Source organism: Sphingobacterium sp. B29, assembly GCF_001952815.1.
Lineage (GTDB): Bacteria > Bacteroidota > Bacteroidia > Sphingobacteriales > Sphingobacteriaceae > Sphingobacterium > Sphingobacterium siyangense.
Window position 1 is genome coordinate 4,669,681 of sequence record NZ_CP019158.1, and the last position, 24,626, is coordinate 4,694,306.

Consider the following 24,626-nt stretch of genomic DNA (forward strand, 5'->3'; position numbering starts at 1 on the left):
GCATATATCTTATCGATATCGGCTTTTTTTTAACGAAACTGCTACAAAATCCTCTTCCTGAAACTGTTCCAATTGAAGAAGCAAGAGCTCCATAATCTTTGCTTCCAGGAAAATTTTCTTAAAAATTCCCTTTCGTTGACAATTGATTACATCGTCGATAATTTCATACATATCGTGGGTAATCCGTCTATGCATATTGGTCAGCAATCCCGATTTACCACGGTCAATAGCATTCCGAAAATCTGCAAAGAATTTAGAATCTTCGGGCAGGAATCTTTTAAAAAATTCGGGCGATAAGTTTATTTCACATAACTGAAACTCCTGATTCCCCCACTCCATTTGACCACACATTGAATTTCCGTAAATAATATTATGCTGGTATGTCTCAAAATTTACACCTAAGGGCATCATTTCGCCACTCGCCTGACTATTGCCTTTTAAGGCAAAGTGCATTTCAACTGTTTCAAAATCACTTTCAAAACGAAACCGCATCCGTTTAAATAACTGTGCATGACCGTAACCAATATGAATACCATCGAAGAAAACCTCCTTATAAAAACCTTTTCCAAATGTAGTATCTAAATGTGTTACAGATTCATAAATTCCAGTGTCGACAGAAAAGTAGGTACTTGGGTAAGTCCGCTCCAATAATAAATTGGGTGAATCAATATCATATAATCTTAGTGCCATTTTTAATTCCTTTTAGGATTCAAATAGTCTTACGCACATTAGGCAATATACCTTAACAGAAATATTCCCTTCGACGGACATTTTACTCCTTTATGCAGACCCCATAACAATAGAATGCCTGCTATCTTTGACTAAAGTATAAAATTATTTAGAATCATTCTTAATTATTTGAAAAATAATTCACTATGGATACAAATAGAAATCAGGATATGGCAGACAACTTTCCACTCATCCAGGATAGCATTTATAATAACATCAAGATTGCCAATCCAAATGCAACGAAACATGACATTATTTTAGCCGCAGAAAAAGCGAAAGTCTTAGATTTCGCCTGGGAATTTCCAAAGGGGCTCGACACATGGATTGATGATAGCAGATATCCTTTATCCAGCATACAACAACAACAAATTCAACTGGCCCGTAAATTTTTAAGGGCATTGTCGTAATGACAATGCCCTCCTTATGCTATGCCGGGTAGCGTACTGGGGGAGCATAACTATTTAATCACCTCAGTTTACAATAACCAGCCCTTTACGAGATCGTTATGTTTCTTGACCCATTCTTTTGCCGTAAATGCTTTGTCCTGGCTTCCCTGCATTTTTGACAACAAATCAGCCATTGTTGATTCATCGAAGTAGACTTTGGAGAAAAATCGGGCTAGCTCAGGCTGCTCAATGTTAAAGTTTCCCCGTGCAAAAATTTTAATTTGCTCGGCATCACCCAATGTCTTTTTGGGGTCATCCAAAAACTTCAATTTCATTTTAGCAAACATCCAATGCGGCTGCCAGCCAGCTACCACAATCCAACGTTTTGCTTTGATTGCATTTTGCAATTCCGTGATCATAGCTACGGTAGATGAGTTCACATGCTTATAATCGAGGCTATAATCTTTGATCACCTGATCCACGGCACGTGTTATTCCAGCCCCTTTTTCTATTCCAATGATCCGTTTATCAAACTCTTTTTCATGTTTTTTCAACTCTTCAATTCCATCAATTGTTACGTAATCCGGTACAACAAGTCCATTTCGCGCATGGTTATAACTCGTTCCAAGCTCTTCAATATTGGGGAATTTAGCCACTTTACTTCCATGGGTCAATGGCAGCCAGACATCCATATATAGATCTGTATCGCCATTGTTCATGGAGGCTAAGATCATATCTGGCGTAGCCCGCTGGACAATAACATGATATCCCTTTTCTTCCATAATAACTTTTGCGACCTCTGTCATTGCGACCCCTTCGGCCCAGCCATCGACCATACCGATATGAATAATATTTTTATTCCGACCTGTGCTGCATGACGCAAGCAACAACACCATCAGACACAATACCATACTTTTTATTTTCCTCATACTATGCTTTCTTTTTTACAAAGCCCTGCGTGATTCGATCCAAAATAATAGCGAGAATCACAACGGACAAACCACTTTCAAAACCAAGACCAATATCCAAGTTATTAATACCCTCAAGCACTTTTTCTCCCAAGCCACCAGCAGCAATCATTCCGGCAATAACAACCATAGATAAAGACAGTAATATGGTCTGATTGATCCCTGCTAAGATTGTTTTTGTAGCCAAGGGCAGTTCTACTTTAAATAAGATCTGACTATTGGTCGCGCCAAATGAACGTGCAGCTTCAACGATATCTTTTGGAACCGCATCAATCCCTAAAGTCGTCAAACGGACGGCAGGTGGCATAGCGAAAATAATGGTAGCAAAAGCTCCCGGGACTTTACCGATACTAAAAAATAACACCGCTGGAATCAAGTAAACAAAGGCAGGCATCGTCTGCATTAAATCAAGTAAGGGCCGAATGATTTTCGCTGCTAGTTTATTCTTCGCGGCCCACACACCCAAAGGAACTGATATAACCAATGCTGTTAGTGTAGCGACCAACACCAGGGCCAAAGTCTCCATCGTTGCAATCCAAAATCCCATCAGATAGATCAATGTTAATCCCACCAACGTTGTCAATGCAACCCCTTTCCCAGATTTCCACCAGGCTAAACCTGTAAATAATGCGATGATAATAAAAAAAGGTATCGTTGTTAGCACCCATTCCAGTCCAATAATGGATGCATTCCCCGTATTTTTTATCAAGTTAAAAAATGGTTCTAAATGATCTGTCAGCCAATTTACAGCTACAGCGATGTATTGTCCTATATCGATTACTTTATTCATTTCTACTGATTATTTGCTTTCTCTTTTAATTCAATAATTTCTTCTTCATTATACTTTGTCGCTTCGATAATCAACGATGTCTGTGTTACGATCCCCAACAAACGATTATGTTCATTCACCACAGCGATTGGCGACCGGATCTCCGATATCAGGGGCAACATTTCTTCAACGGTCACCTCTTTTGATACTGTTGGAACGGTAGTATGTATAATGGATTCTACGGTAGGTTCCCTACGCTTTGCAGATTGAATGACTTCATTCATGTGAACAAAACCAAGAAAAGTCTCATGAGCATCAACTACAGGGAGAATTTCAATTCCTGTCGACCGCATTTTCCGTAGAGCCCCCTCAGGGCCATCTTTTTTGAAACGTACAACAGTAGGTTTCTCAAACATCAGGGAACCTGCCGAAATGATAGACTTGCGATCCACTTTTTCAACGAAGGCTTTAACATAGTCACTTGCTGGATTTGTCAAGATATCTTCCGCGGTACCGATCTGTTCGATGACACCATCCTTCATAATAGCAATACGATCGCCCAATTTGATTGCTTCATCGAGATCATGGGTAATAAAAACGATCGTCTTTTGTAAATTATCCTGCAACTCCAATAGCTGATCTTGCATTTCGGTTTTAATCAGGGGATCTAGTGCTGAAAATGCCTCATCCATCAGCAATACTTCGGGATCATTGGCAAGTGCCCGAGCCAGTCCAACCCGCTGTTGCATACCACCAGATAACTGAGACGGTAACTGTTGCTCAAATCCACTCAGTCCTACTACATCCAGCGCTTTCTGAGCTTTAGATTCCCGTTTTTCCCGTTCTTCCCCTCTTAGTTCTAAACCAAAAGCGGCATTGCTTAATACGGTATGATGTGGCAACAGACCAAACTTTTGAAAGACCATACTCATTTCTGTCCTACGGACTTCAAGAAGATCTTTATTATTTTTCCCTGTAATATCCTCTCCATTGACAAATACCTTTCCCGATGTAGGTTCGTTCAATCGATTAAGACAACGGAGCAGCGTAGATTTCCCACTCCCTGATAGTCCCATTATAACAAAGAATTCACCCTCGAAGATTTCAAAATTAGCTTTGTTGATTCCGATCGTGCAATCTGTCTTTGCCAAGATTTCTTTTTTGGAGAAACCCTCATTTAGTAATTTCAAAGCTTGCTTCTTCTGTTTTCCGAAAACAAGTACCAAGTCTTCAACTTTTACTTTTACCTTACTAGTTTTATCCATTTTTTAATTTTTTTAAACATAAATAAACCATAAGGGCATGAGTGATCCACTAAGGCCATACGCCTACGCTATTTTCTTACAAATAAAAATATCCCTACAGTTGAGTTCGTTTGATCGAAATCTTACTCTTACAGTTCAATCAACTTATTAACTAACATACTTTACTCTCGGTTCGGTAAGAGCAATGATGAAAAAGAAACTAATCTTTTAAAGACGAAATGCTCCATTCAAAAAGCATCTCCAAAATATACTTCAACAAGTATAACGAACAACCTAGGCTGTGCCAAAGGCACAAAGCCATAGCGGAATAAACTCACGCCATTCTGTCTTTTGACAGTACAAAGGTACGAAAAATAAATTAAACGTCTTTTCCCCACCATATACAACTAAAATACAGATAGTTAAAAAAAACGTCGTTATGTTAAAAAAATACGATCAGCAGGCGAAGGGCTCGACCACTGATCGTATTTTCTAAGGGGTATTATTCTCCCCAGTTTGGATTTTGGATGAGGTTAGGATTTAACTGTCGTTCTTGAACAGGTATTGGATATAAATAGTCTTTCTTTTCATCGAAAACTTTTTTGATATGTGCGTTAATAATCACATTTCCTTTATTTCCATTTTCCAATAAGATTTCCGACCCTAATTTCAATAACTGAATGCCTGAAGCACTAGGCTTGTCACCTTCATAAATCCAAACGTCATCTTTACCATCATTATCTAGATCAAACTTACCTGTACCTGGAAAATACATCCCTTTAAATTGCCTTGTGACCAACTGCCCGCTTTTCCATCTTAAGATATCATCCCAACGGAAAGACTCCATAACCAATTCCACACGTCGTTCTCTTCTTATTTCCAATAGTACCCCCTTCATATCACCAACTACATTCGGATAATCTTTAGCTAAAAATGCATCTGGGTTTGATTTAGCCGCTTGCAGATTTAGATTTGGCATACCTACACGATCGCGTAACAACTTAATTGATTTGTCCAAATCAGCCTGGCTCAATGTACCTAACTCTGCTTTCGCTTCAGCATAATTCAATAAAACCTCGGCATACCTAAAAATAGGCATATCATTTTCAGAACGATTGTAATTATCATACTTTACATCACCTACAAATTTGATCAATTGATATCCCGTTACCGAATTCCCAAAGTTCGGTGCAACAACAGCAGCACCTCCTATACGCTTATAGCCTGGTGTACGTATCGTCTGGCTTAGGCGTGGATCACGACTTAGAACCTCTTCTTTAAACATCATTGTTTGGTAATTCGATTTATCGGTAAACCTCGTTCCATCTTTCATCAGATAAGAATCCACCAAATTTTTATCCAATCCAGGTTTCCCATAGGAAGCCGTGATCGTATAATAATTTACATTGTGCCAAATTTGCAAAGCATCCGAGAATTTCCGCGCTAAAATAACCTCTTGCGGCAAACTATTAACACTATAAAACAACGCACCATAAGAGTCTGTTCCCGCGGCATTGTATACACTGTATTGCGCTCCCTCCATAAGCTTACTGGCTGCATCGGCTGCCTTCTCTAACAAACCGTTTGCATCAGTTAGATTAAATTCTGTGTGATATTTACGAAATGTTCCTTCAAAAAGTGCGACTCGGGATTTTAAGGCCAATGCAGTCCATTTAGTCACTTTTTCATCACTTTTGGTAGCTGATAGATTAGCAATCGCATAGTCCAGATCAGCGAGAATATTTGATACAACCAAAGTTCTAGGATCCCTTGCCTTCTTAAGTTGTTCTTCGTCATTTTGGTCAATGACCTTGTCATACCAAGGCACATCTCCAAAACGTTTCAGTTTATCGAAATAAAAATATGCCCTAAAAAAACGCGCTTCGGCAGCATAAGGCGCAGCAGTTGTTTCTGAAACTGTATTAAAGCAATTTGCCAAAAAGTAATTGATATTACGAAGATTTGCCCAAGTCCATCCACCGCCACTTATCGGAACCTGTCTTTTTCCGGTCAATTCATCATCCAATGTTGTCTTAACGATATTATCGACCGATTCGTTATAAATACCTTCGGCCGAAGGCAGTGCGGCATCGTAAAATGACTTTGTAAATAGTGCCAAATCCTTTTCAGTTTTAAAGGAAGCCTCAGGAGTAACCGACGACTCAGGCAAACGCTCCAAATAATCTTTGCTACAAGCCATCATGCCGCAGCTCAACAATGCATATATATATACTATCTTTTTCATACTATTAAAATGTTAAATCTAGACCAAATGAAAATGTTTTAGAGATTGGATATGATCTTCCGTTGACCTCTTGAGCCGACTGTTCGGGATCGATATATTTGGAACGGAGCTTAGTCGCCGTCCAAATATTTTCACCTGACACATAAACCCGTGCATTGGCCAATTTCACGCGCTTCAGCAAGGCCTGAGGAACCGTATATCCTACGGTTAGATTTTTTAGTCTTATATAAGCTAAATCCTGTAAGTAACGATCCGATTTGACGTTCAAAGATCCACGATCATTTAAGGCAATATAACCTCGTAGCAGTGGATAATAGGCATTTGCATTTTCAGGCGTCCAAATATCTTGTTCAAAATCCTTCGGTACAAAAGAATAATAGGGTCTTGAGTATGGCCCCCAAAACTTATCTGCATTTGCTCCAGGCCACCAATGTTGTCGACCTATCCCCTGAAAGAAAGCCGAGATATCGAATCCTTGCCAATTTGCCCCCAAATTAAAACCAAATGTATAACGGGGTCTGTTATTCCCGATGATAACTTGATCCCCAGGGTTCATCAATGTATTGTCTCCAGCATCAACCTTTCCATCCGGAACTCCATCCTTTCCACCAATGTCAACAAATTTCAAATCTCCAGGATGAAGCTTAGACCAGTCTCCCGGTGCAGCCAACCGTTGTTTGTCCACATAATCCTGATTAACTTTCCAATTGTCAATTTCCGCCTGAGACTGAAAAAATCCATCGGTCCTATAACCCCAAATTTCGCCCAAAGTCTGGCCAACGTAATAGTTACTCAGCAACATTTCCTTATTGTCAAAACGCGTAATCTTCGCTTTGGAATCCGATAGTCCCAATCCAACATTATAGCCAAAAGGTTTTCCATCCAGCTCCAGTTGATCCCGCCAGGCCACAGAAAGCTCCCAGCCCTTATTCTGTAAGTCGCCTGCATTGGTCCGAGGTGAACCGGAACCAAAAACCGCTGGCAATGTCTTACCTGGGATCAACATATCCAACGTATTTCGAATAAAATAGTCAGCAGAAACACTCAAACGATTTCTAAAAAATTCAAGATCTGTTCCAAAATTTAACGTATTCGTCCTCTCCCAGGTTAAATCAGCTGAAATTGGTGTCGGAGCACTCAGGTATTGTGTTTTTGTACCATTGGTTATGTAATTGGACAACCCTGCATTCAACAATTGGATATAACCATACTCAGCAGCCTCTTGCGCATTACCCAATGCCCCATAAGAAACTCTAAATTTAGCTTCATTCAAAACAGGTTTCAGATTTGCCATAAAAGACTCCTCAGAGATCCGCCATCCACCCGAAAAAGACGGGAAAAATCCATACCGCTGATTGGACGGAAATTTAGAAGTTCCATCATAGCGACCATTAACTTCCAAAAGATATTTCCCTTTATAGTTGTAATTCAACCTTCCAAAGTATCCTCGTAGTGCCCATGTATTTGCATTTCCGAGTAGTTGCATCTGACCAGTCCCAAGAGCAAAGTCATTCAGATCCTCTGACAATAGGTTATTATGTGTTCCACCAATTCGTTTGTATCCGGTAGTCTCCTGGTTAAAACCCACCGTAGCCGCCAACTGATGGTCCCCTAACTGCTTGTTATAATTTGCAAAAAGGTTGAGTGAGTGTTTAGGTCGATTGATAATCGTTTCGGTAAACGTATCATTCCCTAGGTAATTGATCACTCCCGGGAAAACAGACCAAGGCGCTACAGTTCTCCTATTCCAATTGTGTATAGGGTTATAGGTAAAGGTGTAATTCCCCGTTAAGGTCAAGTTTGGCGCCAACTGAAATACCGTCTCAAACATATTGATAAACTCATATTTATCCTCGCCTCCTTTTGACTTTCCATGCAACAAATCTGCGTAAATACCATCACCAATATTATAATTGTTCAACTCGGTCCTATATGTTGCTGTACCATCTGGATTCATTGGCACATAAGATGGTAAAGCATGTACCGTTGTCGAAATAAAATTATTGTTATTATCTGGACTTGTCGCCCATCCCGGATAGGTATAATTCTGATAATTGAGCTGGGTATTTGCACTTACTTTCAACCAAGGGGTCACCTGCGCATTTATGCGCGATCGAACATTATATGCATCGAATTTATCTTGGTTAATTTTCATTAGCCCACCTTTTTCATAAAGACGCCCCGACACATAATAATCAATTTTTTCACTACCACCAGAGAAATTCAACGAATGTTCCATCGATGCCTGTGTTTTTCGATACATCTCATTCCACCAATCTGTATTGCCATAATATACATATTGATCTTTTCCATTTCTATTCTGAATCACTACGGAAGGCAGGCTCGGATCTGTTTTTCGTTTCAATAGTTCAGCATAGTCATCTTCTGTATATCCCGTATAACTATTACCAGTGGCACGAATAAAAGCTTCATCATTTAGTTTCGCGGCATCATATCCGCTCGTCATAAAATCTGTCCGCACAGTCAGTCCAGACCAACCAAAATTATTACTATAATTAATGTTCATTTTTCCGGCCTTTCCTTTTTTGGTTGTTACTAGCATAACACCGAATGCCCCTCGAGCTCCATAAATCGCTGCAGCAGAAGCATCTTTTAAAACGGATATCGATTCAATATCACGCGGATTGATAGTATTGATATTACCTGGGACACCATCAATGAGAATAAGAGGTTGTGCATTAGCTGAGTTTATCGAAGCAAAGCCCCGGATATTAACATTCCCTTCCCCTCCTGGCCTACCATTGGTAAATGTAATATTCAAATTTGGTATTGCTCCCTGCAAAGCCTGAGTAGCATTGGCAACTGGACGGTTTTCAAGTATCTTCGCATCAATCTGTGTAACAGCACCCGTTAAGTTTACCTTTTTTTGCTTACCATACCCGACAACAATTACTTCATCAAGCGATTGATCTGTAGAAACCAGCTGAATCGTTAAAGTTGTTGCCTCTACTTTTACTTGCTGTGTTTCAAAACCGATCATCGACAAGCGCAGTGTATGCCCGATTTTCCCTTCAATGACAAAATCGCCATGCTGGTCAGTCTGTGTAGTTTTACCAGTAGTTAAATTAAAAATTGATGCACCTAAGATAGGTTCACCGGTTGCTGTTTTTACAATGCCTCGGATAGGCCCCTGAAATTTGGCAGAAATTTCAACATCTGGAATAGATGTCAGAAAGACAGGTTTGCTCTTGGCCCACGCGCCGAAAGACATCCCAATCATTACAGGAAGTAATACGTGTTTCGTTTTCATGAATTTGGTTTTGTTTTTCTTCGGTTACAAAGAAAGGTTATTTAATATTTGTAAATTATTAATAAAGCATTACTAAACAATTAAACGACAATTGGTTAAATCAGTATTAAGATAATATAATTTTAACACGAAACAGAATGTCTTTTTTAATTTTTTAGCAAAACAAAGCGCCAATTAATTTCATTAAACTAATTAAATAGCTTAAAACCAAACAATTACACAAAAACAGACAAATAATATTTTAAAAAATACAATACGAAATAAAATGTAACATATTTGAAACAAAACAACATAAAAACAAAACAAGACACACCTATATTTAATCCATAAAACACACGAACAATTAGGCTAATTATTTCCTTAGTTTTAATTTAAAACTTCGTCATAAAAGTCATTTATACAAAAAATTCGTTTTCCATCGGTTTCAGCTAGGACCAAAACATACAATTAAAGGTTAAAATTCAGACTGCCGGAATACCGAAAATATCTGTATTTGTTAAGAGCTAGAACAAGAAAAGTATAGTCGGTATCCCTAGCTATCCACCCAATAGATTCCATAAATATCAGGCCTTTAACTCTAATAGAAAATTCTTGCTTCTATTTCTACAACTACGGTATTTCGAAACAAAGGTTCTTAAATCCAACTTTGGTGTTGATCAATTGACTGAAATACTCAAGAAATTATAAGGAATCGCCAGCCGGCAGCCGGTCTCGCAGCCCATATTGTACACATAATCCCTTTACCTTTTCCGCAAATGCCTGTCGATAATAGTTGGGAAGCTTACCGTCCGGACCAAACAATCGTTGGTATTTTTCCACGAACTGTGGATAGTGTTTTTCAACCGCGCGCATAACCAAAGTCCGATTATCACCAGGGTCAGAACCATATAACGCCAAGGTTGCTGGAAAAATATAATTTGCATCAACGGATCGAAAAGTCGAAAACATCTGATCAAGATGAGCTCCTGTATCTGAAATAAATGGTAACAAAGGCATTAAACTTACGCCACTACACAATCCCATCATTCGCGCCTGACTCAATGTACTCAAACGAAGCTCAGGCGATGGTGCACCCGGTTCAAATATTCTGGCAATTTCGGTATCGATTGTCGAAAATGAAAAGGTAATAAAAGCACGATGTGTTAATTTACCTTGCAGATCAAATGGAAGTATTGCTTCAGCATCAATCTGCTTCACCAAATCAAAATCTCTACTGACGAGATCCGATTTGGTGATAATATGCACTGGGAAACGATAATGTAATATAATTTCCAACAATTGCCGCGTCAGTAACTCCGTCTGTTCAAATTGCAGATAAGGATCCGTTGCAGACGACAGTACAATTATTCCATATTGTTTTTTACGGGCACGGAGCGCTAAAGCACGATCCAACAAATCAATCGCGTTCTGTTTGACACTTAGCTTTTCAGCCATATTTACCCCATATTTACTACCCCTGATATAACAATATAGACAGTTAAAAGAGCATCCGCTATAGGGATTTACAGTATAGTCATCAAGAAACCAAGGATCTCTCTGTTTTGTTTTGTTAAGAATGGATTTAGCAATTACACGCTGCATACGGAACTTTACGTTTAATGAAAATCTATCTTATAAAACAGATTTTAACATACTAAGTTAATTCAAAATTACGACTAAGAGACAAAAAATAATTCCATAAAATTATTCGTTTAAATAAATTTCACAAAACTCCTTTCGGCTACATATTCCCTCAATTTGGCGATTTTTATTAGACGCTCTTTATGGAAGTTTGTATTACAAATACAAAGAAATATGACACAAAATACGCAAAGTAAAATATGGTTTATCACGGGCAGTTCGCGCGGATTCGGGAAAATCTGGACAGAGGCAGCGCTCCAGCGAGGCGACAAAGTAATTGCTACCGCACGACGACTCTCTTCCATCGCCTATCTCAATGAGAAATATGGAGACAACGTATTGACACTGGAATTGGACGTTACCGATACAAAAAAAGTAAAAACTGTTGTACAACAGGCATATGATCACTTTGGCCAGTTAGACATTGTCCTTAACAATGCAGGTTACTCTCTGGTTGGAACTATTGAGGAAGCTAGCATGAACGATATTCGAAAACAATACGAAACAAATATCCTTGGACCGGTCGCTGTCATTCAAGCTGTTTTACCATTATTACGTCAGCAAGGATATGGCCACATCTTAGGTACATCAAGTAGCCTAGGCCACGTTACACTGCCTGTAATCGGATACTATTGTTCCTCAAAATGGGCATTTGAAGCAATACACGAAAGCTTAGCACTTGAGGTCAAAGCGTTTGGCATCAGAGTAACCATCATAGAACCCGGAGCCTATGCCACCGAATTTGGAAGTCAGGAATCTCTACAATTTGCTGAAACATTAGATCCCTACCAGGATTTTAAAGCCCAATTTTTTACTGATTTAGGAAAAATGGAGAAAGGTGATCCGAATGCGACCCCAGCTGCAATCTTCAGTATTGTTGACACAGAAAATCCTCCCTTGCGGTTTAATCTAGGAAATGGGAACCTATCTTGGGTAAGTAGTGTGTATGCCGAAAGGATTGCCACATGGAAAGAATGGGATACTGTTTCAGCCCAAGCTCAAGGCGCTTCCAAGTAATCCCTATGTCAATAATTCATTCTCGTTTACATTATCGACTATTGTAAACGAGAATTATGTAAATTCAAAAATGAAAAAAGAACAAAAAGCTCTTCCAAAGATGGAATCCCTATCGGATATTCACCGTGCTTTTGGCCTTCCAACACCGGTCCACCCCTTGGTTAGCATGGTGAATGGCAGCACTCATCAGATTATGCTCAACAATATTCCTCAACCGCATGTATTGAATTTCTACAAAATATCCTACAAACCGAGCATTAAAGGAAAACTCATCTATGGACAAGGTTACTATGACTTTGACGAAGGTGGACTTCTGTTTGCCGCTCCAAATCAAATTATAGGAAACCATGGCGCAAATGAAGGCGAAGTATGCTCACAATATACCCTTTTGATACATCCCGATTTCTTTTGGGGATATCCGCTAGCAAAAAAAATAAAACAGTACGGTTTTTTTTCTTATACCACAAATGAAGCCCTACATTTATCCGAAAAAGAAAAAGACCGAATTATTTCCATCTTCCGACACATCGATGAAGAATTAACTAGCCGAATCGATGACTTTAGTCAAGATGTGATTATTTCCCACATTGAATTACTTTTAAATTATGCCAACCGATTTTATAAAAGACAGTTTATCACACGAAAAGCGATTAATACAAACTTAATAGCCAAACTTGAGGAAATATTGGAAGCATATTTCGCTAACAATATTTCTACCAAACAAGGCATCCCAACGGTACAGTATCTTGCTGATCGCCTACACATTTCAGCTAGCTATTTAAGCGATATGCTCCGTTTGCAGACTGGTGAAAATACCCAGCATTTCATCCATGATAAAATAATTGACAAAGCAAAAGAAAAATTATCCATCACAAACCTATCCGTAAGCGAAGTTGCTTACGACTTGGGCTTTGGCCATCCCCAATCTTTTAACAAGTTATTCAAAGCGAAGACAAATATGTCGCCTTTGGCCTTCCGAAAATCTTTTCCCCAACCAAATAAGTAGGTAAATACGAGAAAAATAAGTGATATAGCACAAATAATTGCAAATATTTCATTTTCAATACCTAATAAAGGCATTTATTCATTACCTTTATACTATTGAAACAAAACTCAACCCCAGCCATGTTTATCGGCGCAGTCAAATGGTTCGACAATAACAAAGGATTTGGTACTCTTGCGTTACCTTCCGGAGAAGAACTCTTTGTGCATATACGCAGGTTTAAAGTTCCTCCAGAACATATTATTCAACCTGGAGAAGTTATTGTTGGCGATAAGAAACCCGACCCTAAAAGGAGCGGTTATCTCGCCCAGAACTGCAGGATTCTCAAAAGGCCCGAAGATTGGAAATTCGTCATCTCGCTCCTCGACAAAGAACACACCGTACTCCTCCCCGACAGCCACGGTCGAGAACAAAAGCATAACTTAACCTCATTAACAGCAAGACAACTTTTAAGAACCCAGCCCAGAGAACATATTGTGGCCATGCTGACCGCTAATTTTGATGTTCATTTTGATAGCTCAATTTTCATTTCCTATGCCGAATTGATCGACAAAAGCATTACTGGTGTTTTTGAGAAAGAAACCGCTTACGATATACTTTCCAAGGTGTTCGAATACTTTGGGAAACATGTCTCACATCAAATTCTATTTCGCGTATGGAAGGAAAGCATGTTTAGGTATATTGGCTATCCGGCGGAAGGCGACTACGAAATTCCTGAGCTTGTATTTAATCTGAATGCCACCGAAATCAATTGTGAGGATCTGGCGAGAATAAACACTTACAGCTTTGGCAAATCTTTTTGCACTGATTTTGTAAATGCTTTATTTGAAGACATAGAAACAATGGACAAAAAGGATATTGAACCATTGTTACCTTATATTGAGTTTTTGGAGAATGAGGATTCTATTGAAAAAATACAGACGCTGCTGCAAGAATAGCTGAAACTATTTAATGCTGTAAAATTAGCATGCAATCCGCCCCAATATAATAAGCGAGATCAGACAAAGAATCTGAACTATTGATTATCCTTCGTATGATAATAATTGAATATCTACGAAGGATAAGTTCTTCACCTAAAGTCCTCTTTATGCGCTATGCAGGTGGTTAAGAATGATTGATCCCCATTCCACCGTCCAAAACAAAATCAGCACCAGTGATGTAAGATGCATGATCACCACTCAAATAAACAACCATTTTAGCGACGTCTTCGGCTGTACCTATCTTTTTGAGTGGAGATTCTGCTGCCAACTTATTCCAAATATTTTCGACAGTCTGCTTGTCATAATTCTTGTTAAGCACATCTGTCCTAGTCGGACCCGGACTCACCGTGTTTACACGAATTTTACGGTTTGCAAGCTCCATTGCCGCTGTTTTGGCGAAGGAATTAACGGCCGCTTTACTCGCTTGGTAAATCGAACTCGCTGGCATATTTAAGGTAGCTACATTAGAAGAAAGAATAACGACAGACGCACCATCGCGAAGTAGAGGGATAAATCTGCTCAATGTAAAATATGAACCTTTTAAATTGATATCCATTACTGCATCAAAATTCGCTTCTGATGCTTCATCAATAAAACCTCCTTCACCTGTAATTCCGGCGTTTATAAATAGGACATCAATATATCCAAACCGATCTTTTATTTCCTGAGCAAGTTTTTCAATATCTTGCAGTATAGCCTGATCCGCCACGTAAGCTGTTGCTCCTATCCGCTCAGCAGCTTGATCAATAGCTTGCTTTCTTCTTCCTGTAATAATAACTTGTGCTCCATTTTTACTAAACTCCTTTGCTGTTGCGAAACCAATTCCACTATTCCCTCCCGTAACTAAGACGACTTTGTTTTCTAAATTTTCCATTGTTCTATTTTTTTGACAAATATATTGGGTATTTGATATACATTTGATACCAGTATAATAGAGTATACCAAAATTACCATGGAAAGAAATCAAGTAGAAGAACTAAGAGCATTACAAGACACCCTGTATTTTATAGGCGGAAAATGGCGTATTCCTATTATCAATTCACTATGCAACGGTAATAAACGGTTTCGAGAAATTGAACGAAGTATCACTGGTATCACTACACGTATGCTGTCCAAAGAATTGAAAGATATGGAACTCAACAAGCTTGTTAACAGAAAAGTCAATCCGGACAGCCCTGTGCTAATTGAATACCTACCGACTGCCTATTGCCGGACATTTGGTAATATCATCCAAGAAATGATTAACTGGGGCCGAGAGCACAGAAAGGTGATTATTGAAGAATCTGTAGAATAGACTTTTGAGCTCTATTCTACAGATTTAAATCGAAGTGCAGTAAGACTGAGTTTATCACCATCGCCCTCCACTAAAGAAACAGTAATTTTGTAACGTCCCGGAGCCTTAAATTTCATCCATCCCCAAGGGTACCAATTATACACAGAAGAGGCCGCTTGCTGATTCTGCACGATCTCCCCAGCCGAGTTTTCGATTTTCCACACCACTCTCCCCTGCCCCGTATAATTGAGATCAATTTGATAATAGCCTGGCTTAACAATGTCTATAGCATACGTTAGTTTACTTTCATCAGTCCATTGCCCTACTTGAACCACATGCTTCCATTCACCGAATTTTTCCATCCAGGATTTTCCAGTTTTATTACATCCTTCAACTTCAGCAAAATCAACAGGCACAATTGTCTCCATGGCCGGATCAACTCCCAACATTTTATCAATAACGGGCATTTCCCGCATAACGACCTCAATGACAGAAACCAATGGATCGGGGGCTACACCTGGCGTATTGATTTTTAACCATTTTCCATCGAACGTGTAATTCAAGGACTTTTTGCCGTTGGAAGTTAAAAGGCTAATCGACTTTATCCCTTTTGTTAGGCCCGGAACAAACAACTTTCCATTGGTCGGCCAATGATAGACCAACAATGAAATTTTACGTCCCTGCACAGTAGCATCTCCCCAGGGTAAGGCATGCCCCCAAGGTGACGCCTGTGCACCATAAACGGTCTCTGGATATTTTCGGATCCAGGCACCCGCACCGCGCAACGCTAAGCTCGCGGGCTCTGGAATAGTCCCGTCGGGCTTGGGGCCGACATTTAACATATAAGTCCCACCTCGACCAACCGTCGACAATGTACGCAATAGGATCTCGCGAGCACTCTTCCAATTATTGTCGTACCAAGCATAACCCCAAGAATCGTTGGTTACATCCACTGCTTCCCAAAGCCCTGGAACATTCTGCCGCGGTACTTCCATATCTCCTAAAGTAGAATAATCCCCGAGCCCATGCCCAACTCGCCCTGACACAAATGCTCCGGGTTGATTTTTATGAACCAATTCAACAAGCTTTTGTGCATATTTCTTGTCCATTCCCCCAGGAGTATCGAACCAGACCAATTCTATCGGTCCATATTGTGTCGTAATCTGATCCACCTCAGGATAACATTTTTCCCAAAAATAATCATCAAATGTTTTCGGCTGACCAGCTGCATTCACCTTGGGGCCTCCATTTCCGCCAGGATAAGTCCAATCCTGATTTTGCGAATAATAGAACCCAAAACCAATTCCCCCCTCTTTACAGGCTTTTGCGAGCTCAATCATTGGATCACGCTTAAAGTCAGTCGCCTCAACAATATTAAAAGAATTCACCTTAGAATGAAACATTGAAAATCCATCGTGATGTTTACTTGTGATCACGATGTAACGCATTCCGGCATCTTTTGCAAGCTGCACAATAGCTTTAGCATCAAAATGATCTGGATGGAAAGAACCCGCAGCAGCCATATAGTCCGCAACAGGGATATTGGCCATGCTCTTGTTCATGAGCCACTCCCCTATGCCATAAAACGTTTTTCCCTTCCAGGTATTTGCCAGCTGCGAATAGATTCCCCAATGGATAAACATCGCATATTTGCCTTCACGGAACAGTTTCCCTCTATTTTGGGCGATCGCTTTATTTCCCCCTTCACCATCCCACATGTGTTCCATCTGTTGCGCTGAAACCTGGTTCACAACCAACCCCGCCAGTACTAGACAAAACAATATCTTTTTAATACCTATTTTTAACATCTTAGACTTTGGGCAGGTTATAACCATTATGATAAACTTTCGCCAGGTACTGGTCGGCATCCTTATCATTGAAACTGCGCTTTTGTTTGTCCCAGAACAATTTCTTTTTGGCCCGATAAGCAATATTTCCCATTTGTGAGAATATCGCAATATGTGCCCCGGCTTCTATCGGAGCATGTAAACCCTCCACGGATTTCTTTCTAACTGCTTCAACAAAATTAACCATATGCTTGTCCAACCCATTATCTTGTGAACGTTGAAAAGAGACAGCATCCATTCGCCCTTTCTCCGGGATAACCTCCCAACCCTCACGATTGACCACCAAGGTACCATTATTGCCAATGAAAGCAACTCCGTGAGTCTTCTGGTAAGGACCCAAATCTATACCTGTTGCCTGCTCCCATTGAACATTAAATCCATCAAACTCGTATACCGTTGTTAAACTATCGGGTGTTTCAGCGGCATCGTCAGGATAAGCAAATTTACCTCCAGCAGCCATAACAGAAACAGGATCTGATACTTTCATTCCAATTAGCGCATAATCCAACATATGTACCCCCCAATCGGTCATCAAGCCACCCGCATAATCCCAATACCATCTAAAATTGAAGTGAAAACGATTGGGATTAAATGCACGTTTTGGTGCTGGCCCCAACCATTTATCATAATGTACTCCCGCAGGAACAGGAGCGTCTGCCTGAACCGGGATGCTCTTCATCCAACCTTGGTAAGCCCAAGCCTTAACAAGACGTATTTTCCCCAATTTTCCGCTATGAACAAAATCCATCGCATCTCTGAAATGTTGTTGGCTTCGTTGCCACTGCCCAACCTGTACAACGCGCTTATGCTTTTTAGCAGCTGCAACCATAATTTCACATTCCCGAATGGAGTTTCCAATCGGTTTTTCGACATACACATCTTTTCCGGCCGCAACAGCATCAACCATTTGCATACAATGCCAATGATCGGGGGTAGCGACAATAACAACATCAACGTCATTTGCTTTTAGGAGGTCTTTATAATCGATGTAAGTCTTCACATTGATATTGCGTTTCTTTAGTTCCTCAGCTCGATTCCCCAAAACATTTTCATCGACATCACATAATGCCGTACACTGCACTCCTGATACCTTCAAGATGGCGTTCAGATTGGACCAACCCATTCCGTTTGTACCGATCAGCCCTACACGAACCGTATCAGCTTGAAAACCGAATACTTTCGTCTGTGCAAAAAGTGCTGATGCAGCCAATAGGCTCGTATTTCGGATAAATTCTTTTCTCTTCATTGTTTAGTTTGGTTTATATTGATATTGTGTATTCATTACTAGGAAGACGATTATCTTGGGATCCCCCCTAGTGAGATTACTAATATAACATTTAGTCTTTAGGATGAAGAATATTAATCCAAACAAAATGGCTGAAATAAAGGACTTTGAATACCGTAGATAATTTCTATATTTGTTAAAAACAAGCATAAAACCATGGACCGAAGAACTTGTCTTTCTCCTCCAGCAAAATAATATAGCGCAATGTCAAACGAATAATGGCTTCCGATCAGGAGCAAATTCGGATGATATAAGGATTAACTATTTATTTAGCTTTTAAATTTCCCTTTATGGGAAAGACATTTCTCTTATGAAAAAATCATATTTAGTACTTCATACCGCAGTACTGCTCGCAGGCTTCACCGGTGTTTTCGGCAAGCTCATTACGCTCAATCAAATACCACTCGTCTGGTTTCGGGTCTTACTTTCAACAATCATCTTATTCATCGTTCTCAAATTATTCAAAATTGAGCGTTTAAAATCCACTAAAGATGCGTTTAAAATTGCGAAAGTCGGCGTACTAATCACTATCCACTGGATATTTTTTTATGGTAGCATCAAGTTTTCCAACATTTCCATTGGCGTTGTTTGCTATTGTCTGACCAGTTTCTTTACCGCTGTATTAGAGCCAATCATCAACAAGAAAAGATTTAGCGCAGTGCAGCTCATGTTAAGTATGCTGACATTGATCGGAATCAGTTTAATCTTTCATTTTGATAGCTCTTATCAACTTGGGATTATTTTGGGTGTAATTTCAACTATTTTTGCGGCTCTATATACCATTTACAACGAGCAATTAGTCAAACAATATGATAGTAAATTGCTCAATTTTTATCAGATGCTTAGTGGCACCATTGTATTGGGATTTGGACTGCCCATTTTCTATTATCTATTTCCTACCGAACGTTTTATACCGAGCTTTTCTGATGGGGTCTATTTAATCTTGCTGGCTTTATTTTGTACAGTTGGCCTTTATGTTCTTTTTGCTGAATCACTCAAGAAGTTATCTGCATTTACGGTCAATTTGAGTTTCAATCTCGAGCCCATCTATTCGATTATCATTGCTTTTTTATTCTTCAACGAAGGCAAACAAGTCAATGCTTCCTTCTATGTTGGACTCGCTCTTGTACTCGTTTCTGTTCTTCTCCAAACGATGCGCTCTATCAGAAAAAAAGCCTAATAATTCCTTATTCCATAGGCAAACATCGCATTGATTGCCTATGGAACCTCTATTTTAACATGAAGAAAAAAATTAATTTTCATCACATTTCTTAGACAGATGGTATCTTTGTCAGACTCGCAATATGTTGTCCGGCTTTCATGCCGGAGAAAATACATCCTCCCAAAAACGTGCCTTCCAGTGCCCGATAGCCGTGCATCCCGCCACCACCAAATCCCGCCACCTCACCCACAGCATACAAGCCCTTTATCACCTCGTCATCCTTTGTTAGTACTTGTGCTTGGAGATTCGTTTTAAGACCGCCTAAGGTTTTCCGGGTCAGTACATGGAGACGTACCGCAATGAGCGGTCCATTTTCTTGCGCCAGGATTTTATGAAGGGCTGCCACTCGGCCTAATTTATCACCACGGTAATTCCGTGTATTCCGGATATAATTCACTTGCGTGTCTTTTGAGAACTTATTATCTACTTCCCGGTCACGCGCTTCAATTTGCGATTTAATTGCTTCATAGTCCAATAAATCCTCCCCTGTCAAACGATTCATACGAGCTACCAGATCCTTTAGATTGTCCGAAACAATAAAATCAGATCCTTTTTCCTTAAAGGCCTCAACGGGCCCGGGAGCATTTTTCCCAAAAATGCGTTTCAAAAATAACCTATAATCCTTGTTGGTAATATCTGGATTCTGTTCTGAACCCGAAAGAGCAAACTCTTTTTTGATTATCTTCTGCGTCAGAATAAACCAGGAATAAGAAAAGCCTGTCTCTTGCAGATGCTTGAGTGTACCCAAGGTATCAAATCCAGGCAAATAAGGCGCAGGAAGTCTGGTACCGCGGGCATCAAACCACAGCGAAGAGGGCCCAGGCAAGATACGGATGCCGTGGTTAGGCCATATTGGATTCCAATTTTCAATCCCTTCCGTATAATGCCACATGCGATCGCGGTTTATCATATGAGCCCCAACCTCTTCCGCAATTCCGATCATTTTTCCATCGACATAGGCGGGAACACCTGAAATCATTTGTGCCGGTGCTTTCCCTAATCGTTCAGGCCAGTTTTCGCGTACCAATTGATGATTTGCGCCGATCCCTCCAGAAGCAATAACGACCTGATCTGCATAATATTCAAACGCTGCAAGAATAGTTCTGTTGGTTGCAACACCCCTTGCTTGGTGATCGTCTGCCAATATATCACCTCCAATTCCAATTACCGCACCATCTTGCGTTAGCAATTTTGTTACGCGATGTCGAAAGCGAAACTGCAGAAGACCTTTTTCCTGCGCAGCATAAGCTTTATCCACAAAAGGTTTCACAACTCCGGTTCCGGTCCCCCAACTGACATGAAATCTAGGAACGGAATTACCATGCCCCGAGGCCGAACCATCACCGCGCTCCGCCCAACCGACCATAAACATCAGCTTTATACCAAGCTTAGCGATGTAGGCAGACTTTTCTTCTGTTGCAAATTTCAAGTAGGCCTCAGCCCATTGTCGTGGCCAATAATCCTCCTCGCGGTCAAACCCGGCAGTCCCCATCCAATCCTGTCGGGCTAGTTCATAAGAATCCTTAATCCCCATGCGACGTTGTTGTGGCGAATTGATAAGAAAAAGTCCCCCGAAGGACCAATAGGCCTGTCCCCCTAGATTTTCTTCCGTTTCCTGATCTACAAGAAGCACTTTCTTACCAGCATTGGTGACTTCCATTGCTGTCGTAAGTCCTGCTAAACCCGATCCAATAATAATCACATCAGGTTTAAATTGTTCTACTTTTTGCATTGTTATTCTTTTACCGAACAGCTATCCCAATAAAAATGTGATTGCTCACAAGACCAACTGCCTTATATAAATTTACTAGTTTGGGCAGGATTGCACAAGAAAAACTTAACAGGAATCCCTTCGTTCTTTCCTTAAAAAAACACTTAATAATATATTATAAAAATAATAGAATAACACAATTTAAATTATTTTAATAATAAAAATCAGGATTATAACTTTGTGCTATCAATCATTCAAATAATAATAAGCGCCATTTCGAACAGATTTATTTGATAAAAAAGTGCATTAGCGTAATAAATAATTTTAACAAGAAATATAAAAAATAAAAAAAATGGAATACAGAAAATTAGGAAAAACAGATTTAGAATTATCAGCAATTACTTATGGAGCTTTCGCCATTGGCGGCAACATGTGGGGCGGAAATGAAAAGAAAGATTCTATTGATTCTGTAAAAGCATCGATCGACAATGGTGTCACTACATTGGATACAGCCCCTTTTTATGGATTTGGTTTAAGTGAAGAAATGATCGGTGCGGCAATACAGGGTTATGATCGGACCAAAATACAGCTATTGACCAAATTTGGTTTGGTATGGGACGGCAGTAACCAAGGAAAAGGTGAATTTTTCTTTGATGCAGAAGAAGCTGGTAAAACTATTCCAGTTTATAAATATTCGTCAAAGACCAGTGTAATTCATGAAGTAGAGAATAGCCTAAAACGCTTACGTACGGACTACATCGATCTACTTCAGATTCACTGGCCAGATAGCACGACCCCGATTTCGGAAACGATGGAAGCCTTGGATCTTCTTTTACAACAAGGTAAGATCCGTGCCGCCGGCGTCAGCAATTATAGTGTCGATCAAGTTTCAGAAGCAAGGAAGAACCTCAACATTGCGAGTAATCAAGTTGGTTACAGTATGCTAAACCGAGGTATCGAACAGGACCTTGTTCCTTATGCAAAGGAAAATGATCTAGGTATCATTGTATATAGCCCTATGGAACGAGGTTTATTAACCGGTAAATATTTTAATACAGGTAAATTAAAAGAAAACGACCACCGCAATGGTTATTTCCAACAATTTGATCTGGCCAAGGTAAAGACTTTCTTGGATACCATCAGTCCAATTGCCACTAACAAAGGTGTAACACTTTCTCAATTGGTATTACGCTGGACCAGTCTACAGCCTGCGATCACTGTGGTTTTGGCAGGTGCCCGAAATGCAGAACAGGCCATAGCAAATGCGCAAGCCATCGATATCACGCTTACCGCCGAAGAACTATCATTTATCAATCTTGCTTTAGCAAAAATTTAACATTCAGCGATGAACAAATTCAATCAGTTGACAGTACTCCTTATGGGTGTACTGTCACTCACAGCATTGCAAAGCAATGCGCAAAATAAAACACTGCTGGTAGAGCCAACAGATCGTACATGGTATCATGCTGCTTAGGATAAGAACGACGAAAACACTATGGTCTTATTGTCGAAAAGTTATCGATAATCTTCATCAGAACCAAGGCTTCCTCAATCGGAGATGGATTTGGCCCGATACCGCGGAAATAATCTACCGTACGCGAAATCATCGGCAATTGAATATTTTCAGGATGATCAAATATAAATTCCTTCTCTCCATCTCTTGTTTTGACAACAACTGAATTTCCAAAAATAGAAAAAGTAATATGCCCAAGGCTTCCTACAATTTCAACCTTATCTACCTGGTTTTCTTTGGCAACATTAAAACACCAACTTCCATTGAAGACAAGCTGATTTTCAAACAAAATGGTTCCTGTGGTCTGATCAGCTACAGCACTTTCTTTATCCTGAATCAAGCTAAAACCATCGTATGAAACCGGCATTCCAAAAAAATAGAGCATCAAATCCAATTGATGTGGGGCTAAATCAAAGAAATAACCTCCTCCCGAAACAGCAGGATCAGTACGCCAATCTCCGCCACCTTTTGTCACTAGGTCGGGCATTCTACTCTGCCATAAACGCAATTGTACCGTCCTTAACTCACCAATTTCACCATTTCCAACAAGCTCCTTAACCTTCAGAAACAAAGGCAATTGCCGCCTATAATGTGCAACTACCAACTTCCCGTCTCTTTCTTTTACTTCCTGCAATAATTTTTCTGCTTCTATCGCATTTAACGTAACGGGCTTTTCAACATAAACAGATTTCCCTCTACGCAGGGCAGATACTGCATACGCGAGATGAGATGACGGTGGCGTTGCTACATAAATCGCATTGAGATCGATATTATCGAGCAAATCGTCCGCGTCTGAATACCACAAGGGTACCTGATGTCGACTAGCATAATCAGCAGCTTTCGTCGCATCTCTTCGCATTACGGCCATTAGCTGACTATTATTTATGCGATTAAACGCTGGTCCGCTTTTTTTTTTCTGTGACATCACCACAGCCGATGATACCCCATACAATTTTAGGATTATCCATAAGTATATTCAAATTATTGCTAAGACTCTGACCAATAATCCCGATATCTGGCCAGCATTACAGTACATACATCGAAGTACTGGTCTGATTTCTTAGGGCTTTTCACGTCCCACAAATCGGTTTTTACCCAAAAGAAAACCGATTGCCCTTTCGATGTTTTTTCTTCGACTATCCGCAGTTTTTAAGGAAGAAATATAGCGGATAATTTCCTTTTGCTTTGATGGAGACAATCCATCGAATACCTGCAGAGCTTCCTTATTTAGTGCAAATGCTGCTTCGAGTTCGGGGTGAGGCAAAATAGTGCGGTCTTCCGGATCAAAAGCGATTGTTACGGCTAAGGTCTCACCGATTCGTTTCGGCGAATTCGACAATATAGCCGTGTTAATGTACAGTCTCCACTCCTCCTTAAACCGCAGCAACGTCTGAACATAATCCTTTTCATTCACTTTTCCTTTCACAGGAATATATCCCTTGTTTATTCCTGCATCCTTAAATAGGTTTTCAAGAATATCCGTAGGAACAAAAACAAAAGGATTGATACCAATAATTTCTAATTGTGCTTCAAAGGCAAACAT

At 40.0% G+C, this 24,626-nt stretch carries 21 protein-coding genes; 8 read left to right on the forward strand and 13 right to left on the reverse strand.

The window, feature by feature from the left end; all coding sequences use genetic code 11:
• Nucleotides 1–9: 9 nt before the first annotated feature.
• On the reverse strand, nt 10–690 hold the full coding sequence (locus BV902_RS20170; RefSeq protein WP_237241746.1) for a hypothetical protein: 681 nt from the start codon (nt 688–690) through the stop codon (nt 10–12).
• A gap of 185 nt (nt 691–875) precedes the next feature.
• Between BV902_RS20170 and BV902_RS20175 the strand changes: the two genes are divergently transcribed.
• Nucleotides 876–1,136: a hypothetical protein gene (locus BV902_RS20175; protein ID WP_046675378.1), complete on the forward strand. Its 261-nt coding sequence runs from the start codon at nt 876–878 to the stop codon at nt 1,134–1,136.
• Nucleotides 1,137–1,204: 68 nt separating this feature from the next.
• Here the strand turns inward: BV902_RS20175 and BV902_RS20180 are convergent, their stop codons facing one another.
• From BV902_RS20180 to BV902_RS20205, 6 genes are all read right to left on the reverse strand, one after another.
• Nucleotides 1,205–2,044 carry a glycine betaine ABC transporter substrate-binding protein gene (locus BV902_RS20180; protein WP_075993478.1) on the reverse strand — a complete coding sequence of 280 codons (840 nt, stop codon included), beginning with the start codon at nt 2,042–2,044 and terminating at the stop codon, nt 1,205–1,207.
• Between the two features lies 1 nt (nt 2,045).
• Nucleotides 2,046–2,873 (reverse strand): ABC transporter permease, encoded by an 828-nt coding sequence (locus tag BV902_RS20185; protein ID WP_075993479.1) that lies wholly within the window; start codon nt 2,871–2,873, stop codon nt 2,046–2,048.
• A 2-nt stretch (nt 2,874–2,875) separates the two neighbouring features.
• Nucleotides 2,876–4,117, reverse strand: a complete 1,242-nt coding sequence (locus BV902_RS20190) for a quaternary amine ABC transporter ATP-binding protein (protein WP_075993480.1) — start codon at nt 4,115–4,117, stop codon at nt 2,876–2,878.
• Between the two features lie 481 nt (nt 4,118–4,598).
• Nucleotides 4,599–6,341 carry a RagB/SusD family nutrient uptake outer membrane protein gene (locus BV902_RS20195; RefSeq protein ID WP_075993481.1) on the reverse strand — a complete coding sequence of 581 codons (1,743 nt, stop codon included), beginning with the start codon at nt 6,339–6,341 and terminating at the stop codon, nt 4,599–4,601.
• A 4-nt stretch (nt 6,342–6,345) separates the two neighbouring features.
• On the reverse strand, nt 6,346–9,612 hold the full coding sequence (locus BV902_RS20200; RefSeq protein WP_075993482.1) for a SusC/RagA family TonB-linked outer membrane protein: 3,267 nt from the start codon (nt 9,610–9,612) through the stop codon (nt 6,346–6,348).
• 681 nt (nt 9,613–10,293) lie between these two features.
• Nucleotides 10,294–11,193, reverse strand: a complete 900-nt coding sequence (locus tag BV902_RS20205) for an SPL family radical SAM protein (protein WP_075993483.1) — start codon at nt 11,191–11,193, stop codon at nt 10,294–10,296.
• A gap of 213 nt (nt 11,194–11,406) precedes the next feature.
• Here BV902_RS20205 and BV902_RS20210 point away from each other — a divergent pair, with 213 nt between their 5' ends.
• The 3 genes from BV902_RS20210 to BV902_RS20220 all read left to right on the forward strand — a co-directional run bounded on the left by BV902_RS20210 (nt 11,407) and on the right by BV902_RS20220 (nt 14,190).
• Complete coding sequence (locus BV902_RS20210; protein ID WP_075993484.1) at nt 11,407–12,249, forward strand: SDR family NAD(P)-dependent oxidoreductase; 843 nt, start codon at nt 11,407–11,409, stop codon at nt 12,247–12,249.
• A gap of 70 nt (nt 12,250–12,319) precedes the next feature.
• Complete coding sequence (locus tag BV902_RS20215; RefSeq protein WP_075993485.1) at nt 12,320–13,255, forward strand: helix-turn-helix domain-containing protein; 936 nt, start codon at nt 12,320–12,322, stop codon at nt 13,253–13,255.
• A 95-nt stretch (nt 13,256–13,350) separates the two neighbouring features.
• On the forward strand, nt 13,351–14,190 hold the full coding sequence (locus tag BV902_RS20220) for a cold-shock protein (RefSeq protein ID WP_145327869.1): 840 nt from the start codon (nt 13,351–13,353) through the stop codon (nt 14,188–14,190).
• A 166-nt stretch (nt 14,191–14,356) separates the two neighbouring features.
• On the opposite strand, the gene BV902_RS20225 is transcribed toward BV902_RS20220, so the two are convergent.
• The gene (locus BV902_RS20225) at nt 14,357–15,106 is read right to left on the reverse strand and encodes an SDR family oxidoreductase (protein ID WP_075993487.1); all 750 of its coding nucleotides are present in this window, start codon (nt 15,104–15,106) and stop codon (nt 14,357–14,359) included.
• 78 nt (nt 15,107–15,184) lie between these two features.
• Between BV902_RS20225 and BV902_RS20230 the strand changes: the two genes are divergently transcribed.
• Nucleotides 15,185–15,526, forward strand: a complete 342-nt coding sequence (locus tag BV902_RS20230) for a winged helix-turn-helix transcriptional regulator (protein ID WP_075993488.1) — start codon at nt 15,185–15,187, stop codon at nt 15,524–15,526.
• An 11-nt stretch (nt 15,527–15,537) separates the two neighbouring features.
• On the opposite strand, the gene BV902_RS20235 is transcribed toward BV902_RS20230, so the two are convergent.
• Together BV902_RS20235 and BV902_RS20240 are read right to left on the reverse strand one after the other, a co-directional pair.
• Entirely contained in the window at nt 15,538–17,313 is a 1,776-nt protein-coding gene (locus tag BV902_RS20235) for an alpha-L-fucosidase (protein ID WP_075993489.1), read from the reverse strand.
• Between the two features lies 1 nt (nt 17,314).
• A complete protein-coding gene (locus tag BV902_RS20240; protein ID WP_075993490.1) occupies nt 17,315–18,598 on the reverse strand; it encodes a Gfo/Idh/MocA family protein in 1,284 nt (427 codons plus the stop codon).
• Nucleotides 18,599–18,947: 349 nt separating this feature from the next.
• On the opposite strand from BV902_RS20240, the gene BV902_RS20245 reads away from it, so the two are divergent.
• A complete protein-coding gene (locus tag BV902_RS20245) occupies nt 18,948–19,817 on the forward strand; it encodes a DMT family transporter (protein WP_075993491.1) in 870 nt (289 codons plus the stop codon).
• 91 nt (nt 19,818–19,908) lie between these two features.
• On the opposite strand, the gene BV902_RS20250 is transcribed toward BV902_RS20245, so the two are convergent.
• Nucleotides 19,909–21,591, reverse strand: coding sequence for an FAD-binding dehydrogenase (locus tag BV902_RS20250; protein ID WP_075993492.1), 1,683 nt, complete (start codon nt 21,589–21,591; stop codon nt 19,909–19,911).
• A 331-nt stretch (nt 21,592–21,922) separates the two neighbouring features.
• Here BV902_RS20250 and BV902_RS20255 point away from each other — a divergent pair, with 331 nt between their 5' ends.
• Both BV902_RS20255 and BV902_RS28485 read left to right on the forward strand, forming a co-directional pair.
• Complete coding sequence (locus BV902_RS20255; RefSeq protein WP_075993493.1) at nt 21,923–22,906, forward strand: aldo/keto reductase; 984 nt, start codon at nt 21,923–21,925, stop codon at nt 22,904–22,906.
• A gap of 9 nt (nt 22,907–22,915) precedes the next feature.
• A complete protein-coding gene (locus BV902_RS28485; RefSeq protein ID WP_257786999.1) occupies nt 22,916–23,044 on the forward strand; it encodes a hypothetical protein in 129 nt (42 codons plus the stop codon).
• Nucleotides 23,045–23,063: 19 nt separating this feature from the next.
• Here BV902_RS28485 and BV902_RS20260 read toward each other — a convergent pair whose 3' ends face one another.
• Nucleotides 23,064–24,008: a Gfo/Idh/MocA family protein gene (locus BV902_RS20260; protein ID WP_237241748.1), complete on the reverse strand. Its 945-nt coding sequence runs from the start codon at nt 24,006–24,008 to the stop codon at nt 23,064–23,066.
• A gap of 135 nt (nt 24,009–24,143) precedes the next feature.
• Nucleotides 24,144–24,626, reverse strand: a complete 483-nt coding sequence (locus BV902_RS20265; protein ID WP_075993494.1) for a YdeI/OmpD-associated family protein — start codon at nt 24,624–24,626, stop codon at nt 24,144–24,146.

Bases quoted from the DNA above. Each gene is read 5' to 3' on its own strand.
- BV902_RS20170 (WP_237241746.1), bottom strand. From the start codon at position 690: ATGGCACTAAGATTATATGATATTGATTCACCCAATTTATTATTGGAG.
- BV902_RS20175 (WP_046675378.1), top strand. From the start codon at position 876: ATGGATACAAATAGAAATCAGGATATGGCAGACAACTTTCCACTCATC.
- BV902_RS20180 (WP_075993478.1), bottom strand. From the start codon at position 2,044: ATGAGGAAAATAAAAAGTATGGTATTGTGTCTGATGGTGTTGTTGCTT.
- BV902_RS20185 (WP_075993479.1), bottom strand. From the start codon at position 2,873: ATGAATAAAGTAATCGATATAGGACAATACATCGCTGTAGCTGTAAAT.
- BV902_RS20190 (WP_075993480.1), bottom strand. From the start codon at position 4,117: ATGGATAAAACTAGTAAGGTAAAAGTAAAAGTTGAAGACTTGGTACTT.
- BV902_RS20195 (WP_075993481.1), bottom strand. From the start codon at position 6,341: ATGAAAAAGATAGTATATATATATGCATTGTTGAGCTGCGGCATGATG.
- BV902_RS20200 (WP_075993482.1), bottom strand. From the start codon at position 9,612: ATGAAAACGAAACACGTATTACTTCCTGTAATGATTGGGATGTCTTTC.
- BV902_RS20205 (WP_075993483.1), bottom strand. From the start codon at position 11,193: ATGCAGCGTGTAATTGCTAAATCCATTCTTAACAAAACAAAACAGAGA.
- BV902_RS20210 (WP_075993484.1), top strand. From the start codon at position 11,407: ATGACACAAAATACGCAAAGTAAAATATGGTTTATCACGGGCAGTTCG.
- BV902_RS20215 (WP_075993485.1), top strand. From the start codon at position 12,320: ATGAAAAAAGAACAAAAAGCTCTTCCAAAGATGGAATCCCTATCGGAT.
- BV902_RS20225 (WP_075993487.1), bottom strand. From the start codon at position 15,106: ATGGAAAATTTAGAAAACAAAGTCGTCTTAGTTACGGGAGGGAATAGT.
- BV902_RS20230 (WP_075993488.1), top strand. From the start codon at position 15,185: ATGGAAAGAAATCAAGTAGAAGAACTAAGAGCATTACAAGACACCCTG.
- BV902_RS20235 (WP_075993489.1), bottom strand. From the start codon at position 17,313: ATGTTAAAAATAGGTATTAAAAAGATATTGTTTTGTCTAGTACTGGCG.
- BV902_RS20240 (WP_075993490.1), bottom strand. From the start codon at position 18,598: ATGAAGAGAAAAGAATTTATCCGAAATACGAGCCTATTGGCTGCATCA.
- BV902_RS20245 (WP_075993491.1), top strand. From the start codon at position 18,948: ATGAAAAAATCATATTTAGTACTTCATACCGCAGTACTGCTCGCAGGC.
- BV902_RS20250 (WP_075993492.1), bottom strand. From the start codon at position 21,591: ATGCAAAAAGTAGAACAATTTAAACCTGATGTGATTATTATTGGATCG.
- BV902_RS20255 (WP_075993493.1), top strand. From the start codon at position 21,923: ATGGAATACAGAAAATTAGGAAAAACAGATTTAGAATTATCAGCAATT.
- BV902_RS28485 (WP_257786999.1), top strand. From the start codon at position 22,916: ATGAACAAATTCAATCAGTTGACAGTACTCCTTATGGGTGTACTGTCA.
- BV902_RS20260 (WP_237241748.1), bottom strand. From the start codon at position 24,008: ATGTCACAGAAAAAAAAAAGCGGACCAGCGTTTAATCGCATAAATAAT.
- BV902_RS20265 (WP_075993494.1), bottom strand. From the start codon at position 24,626: ATGTTTGCCTTTGAAGCACAATTAGAAATTATTGGTATCAATCCTTTT.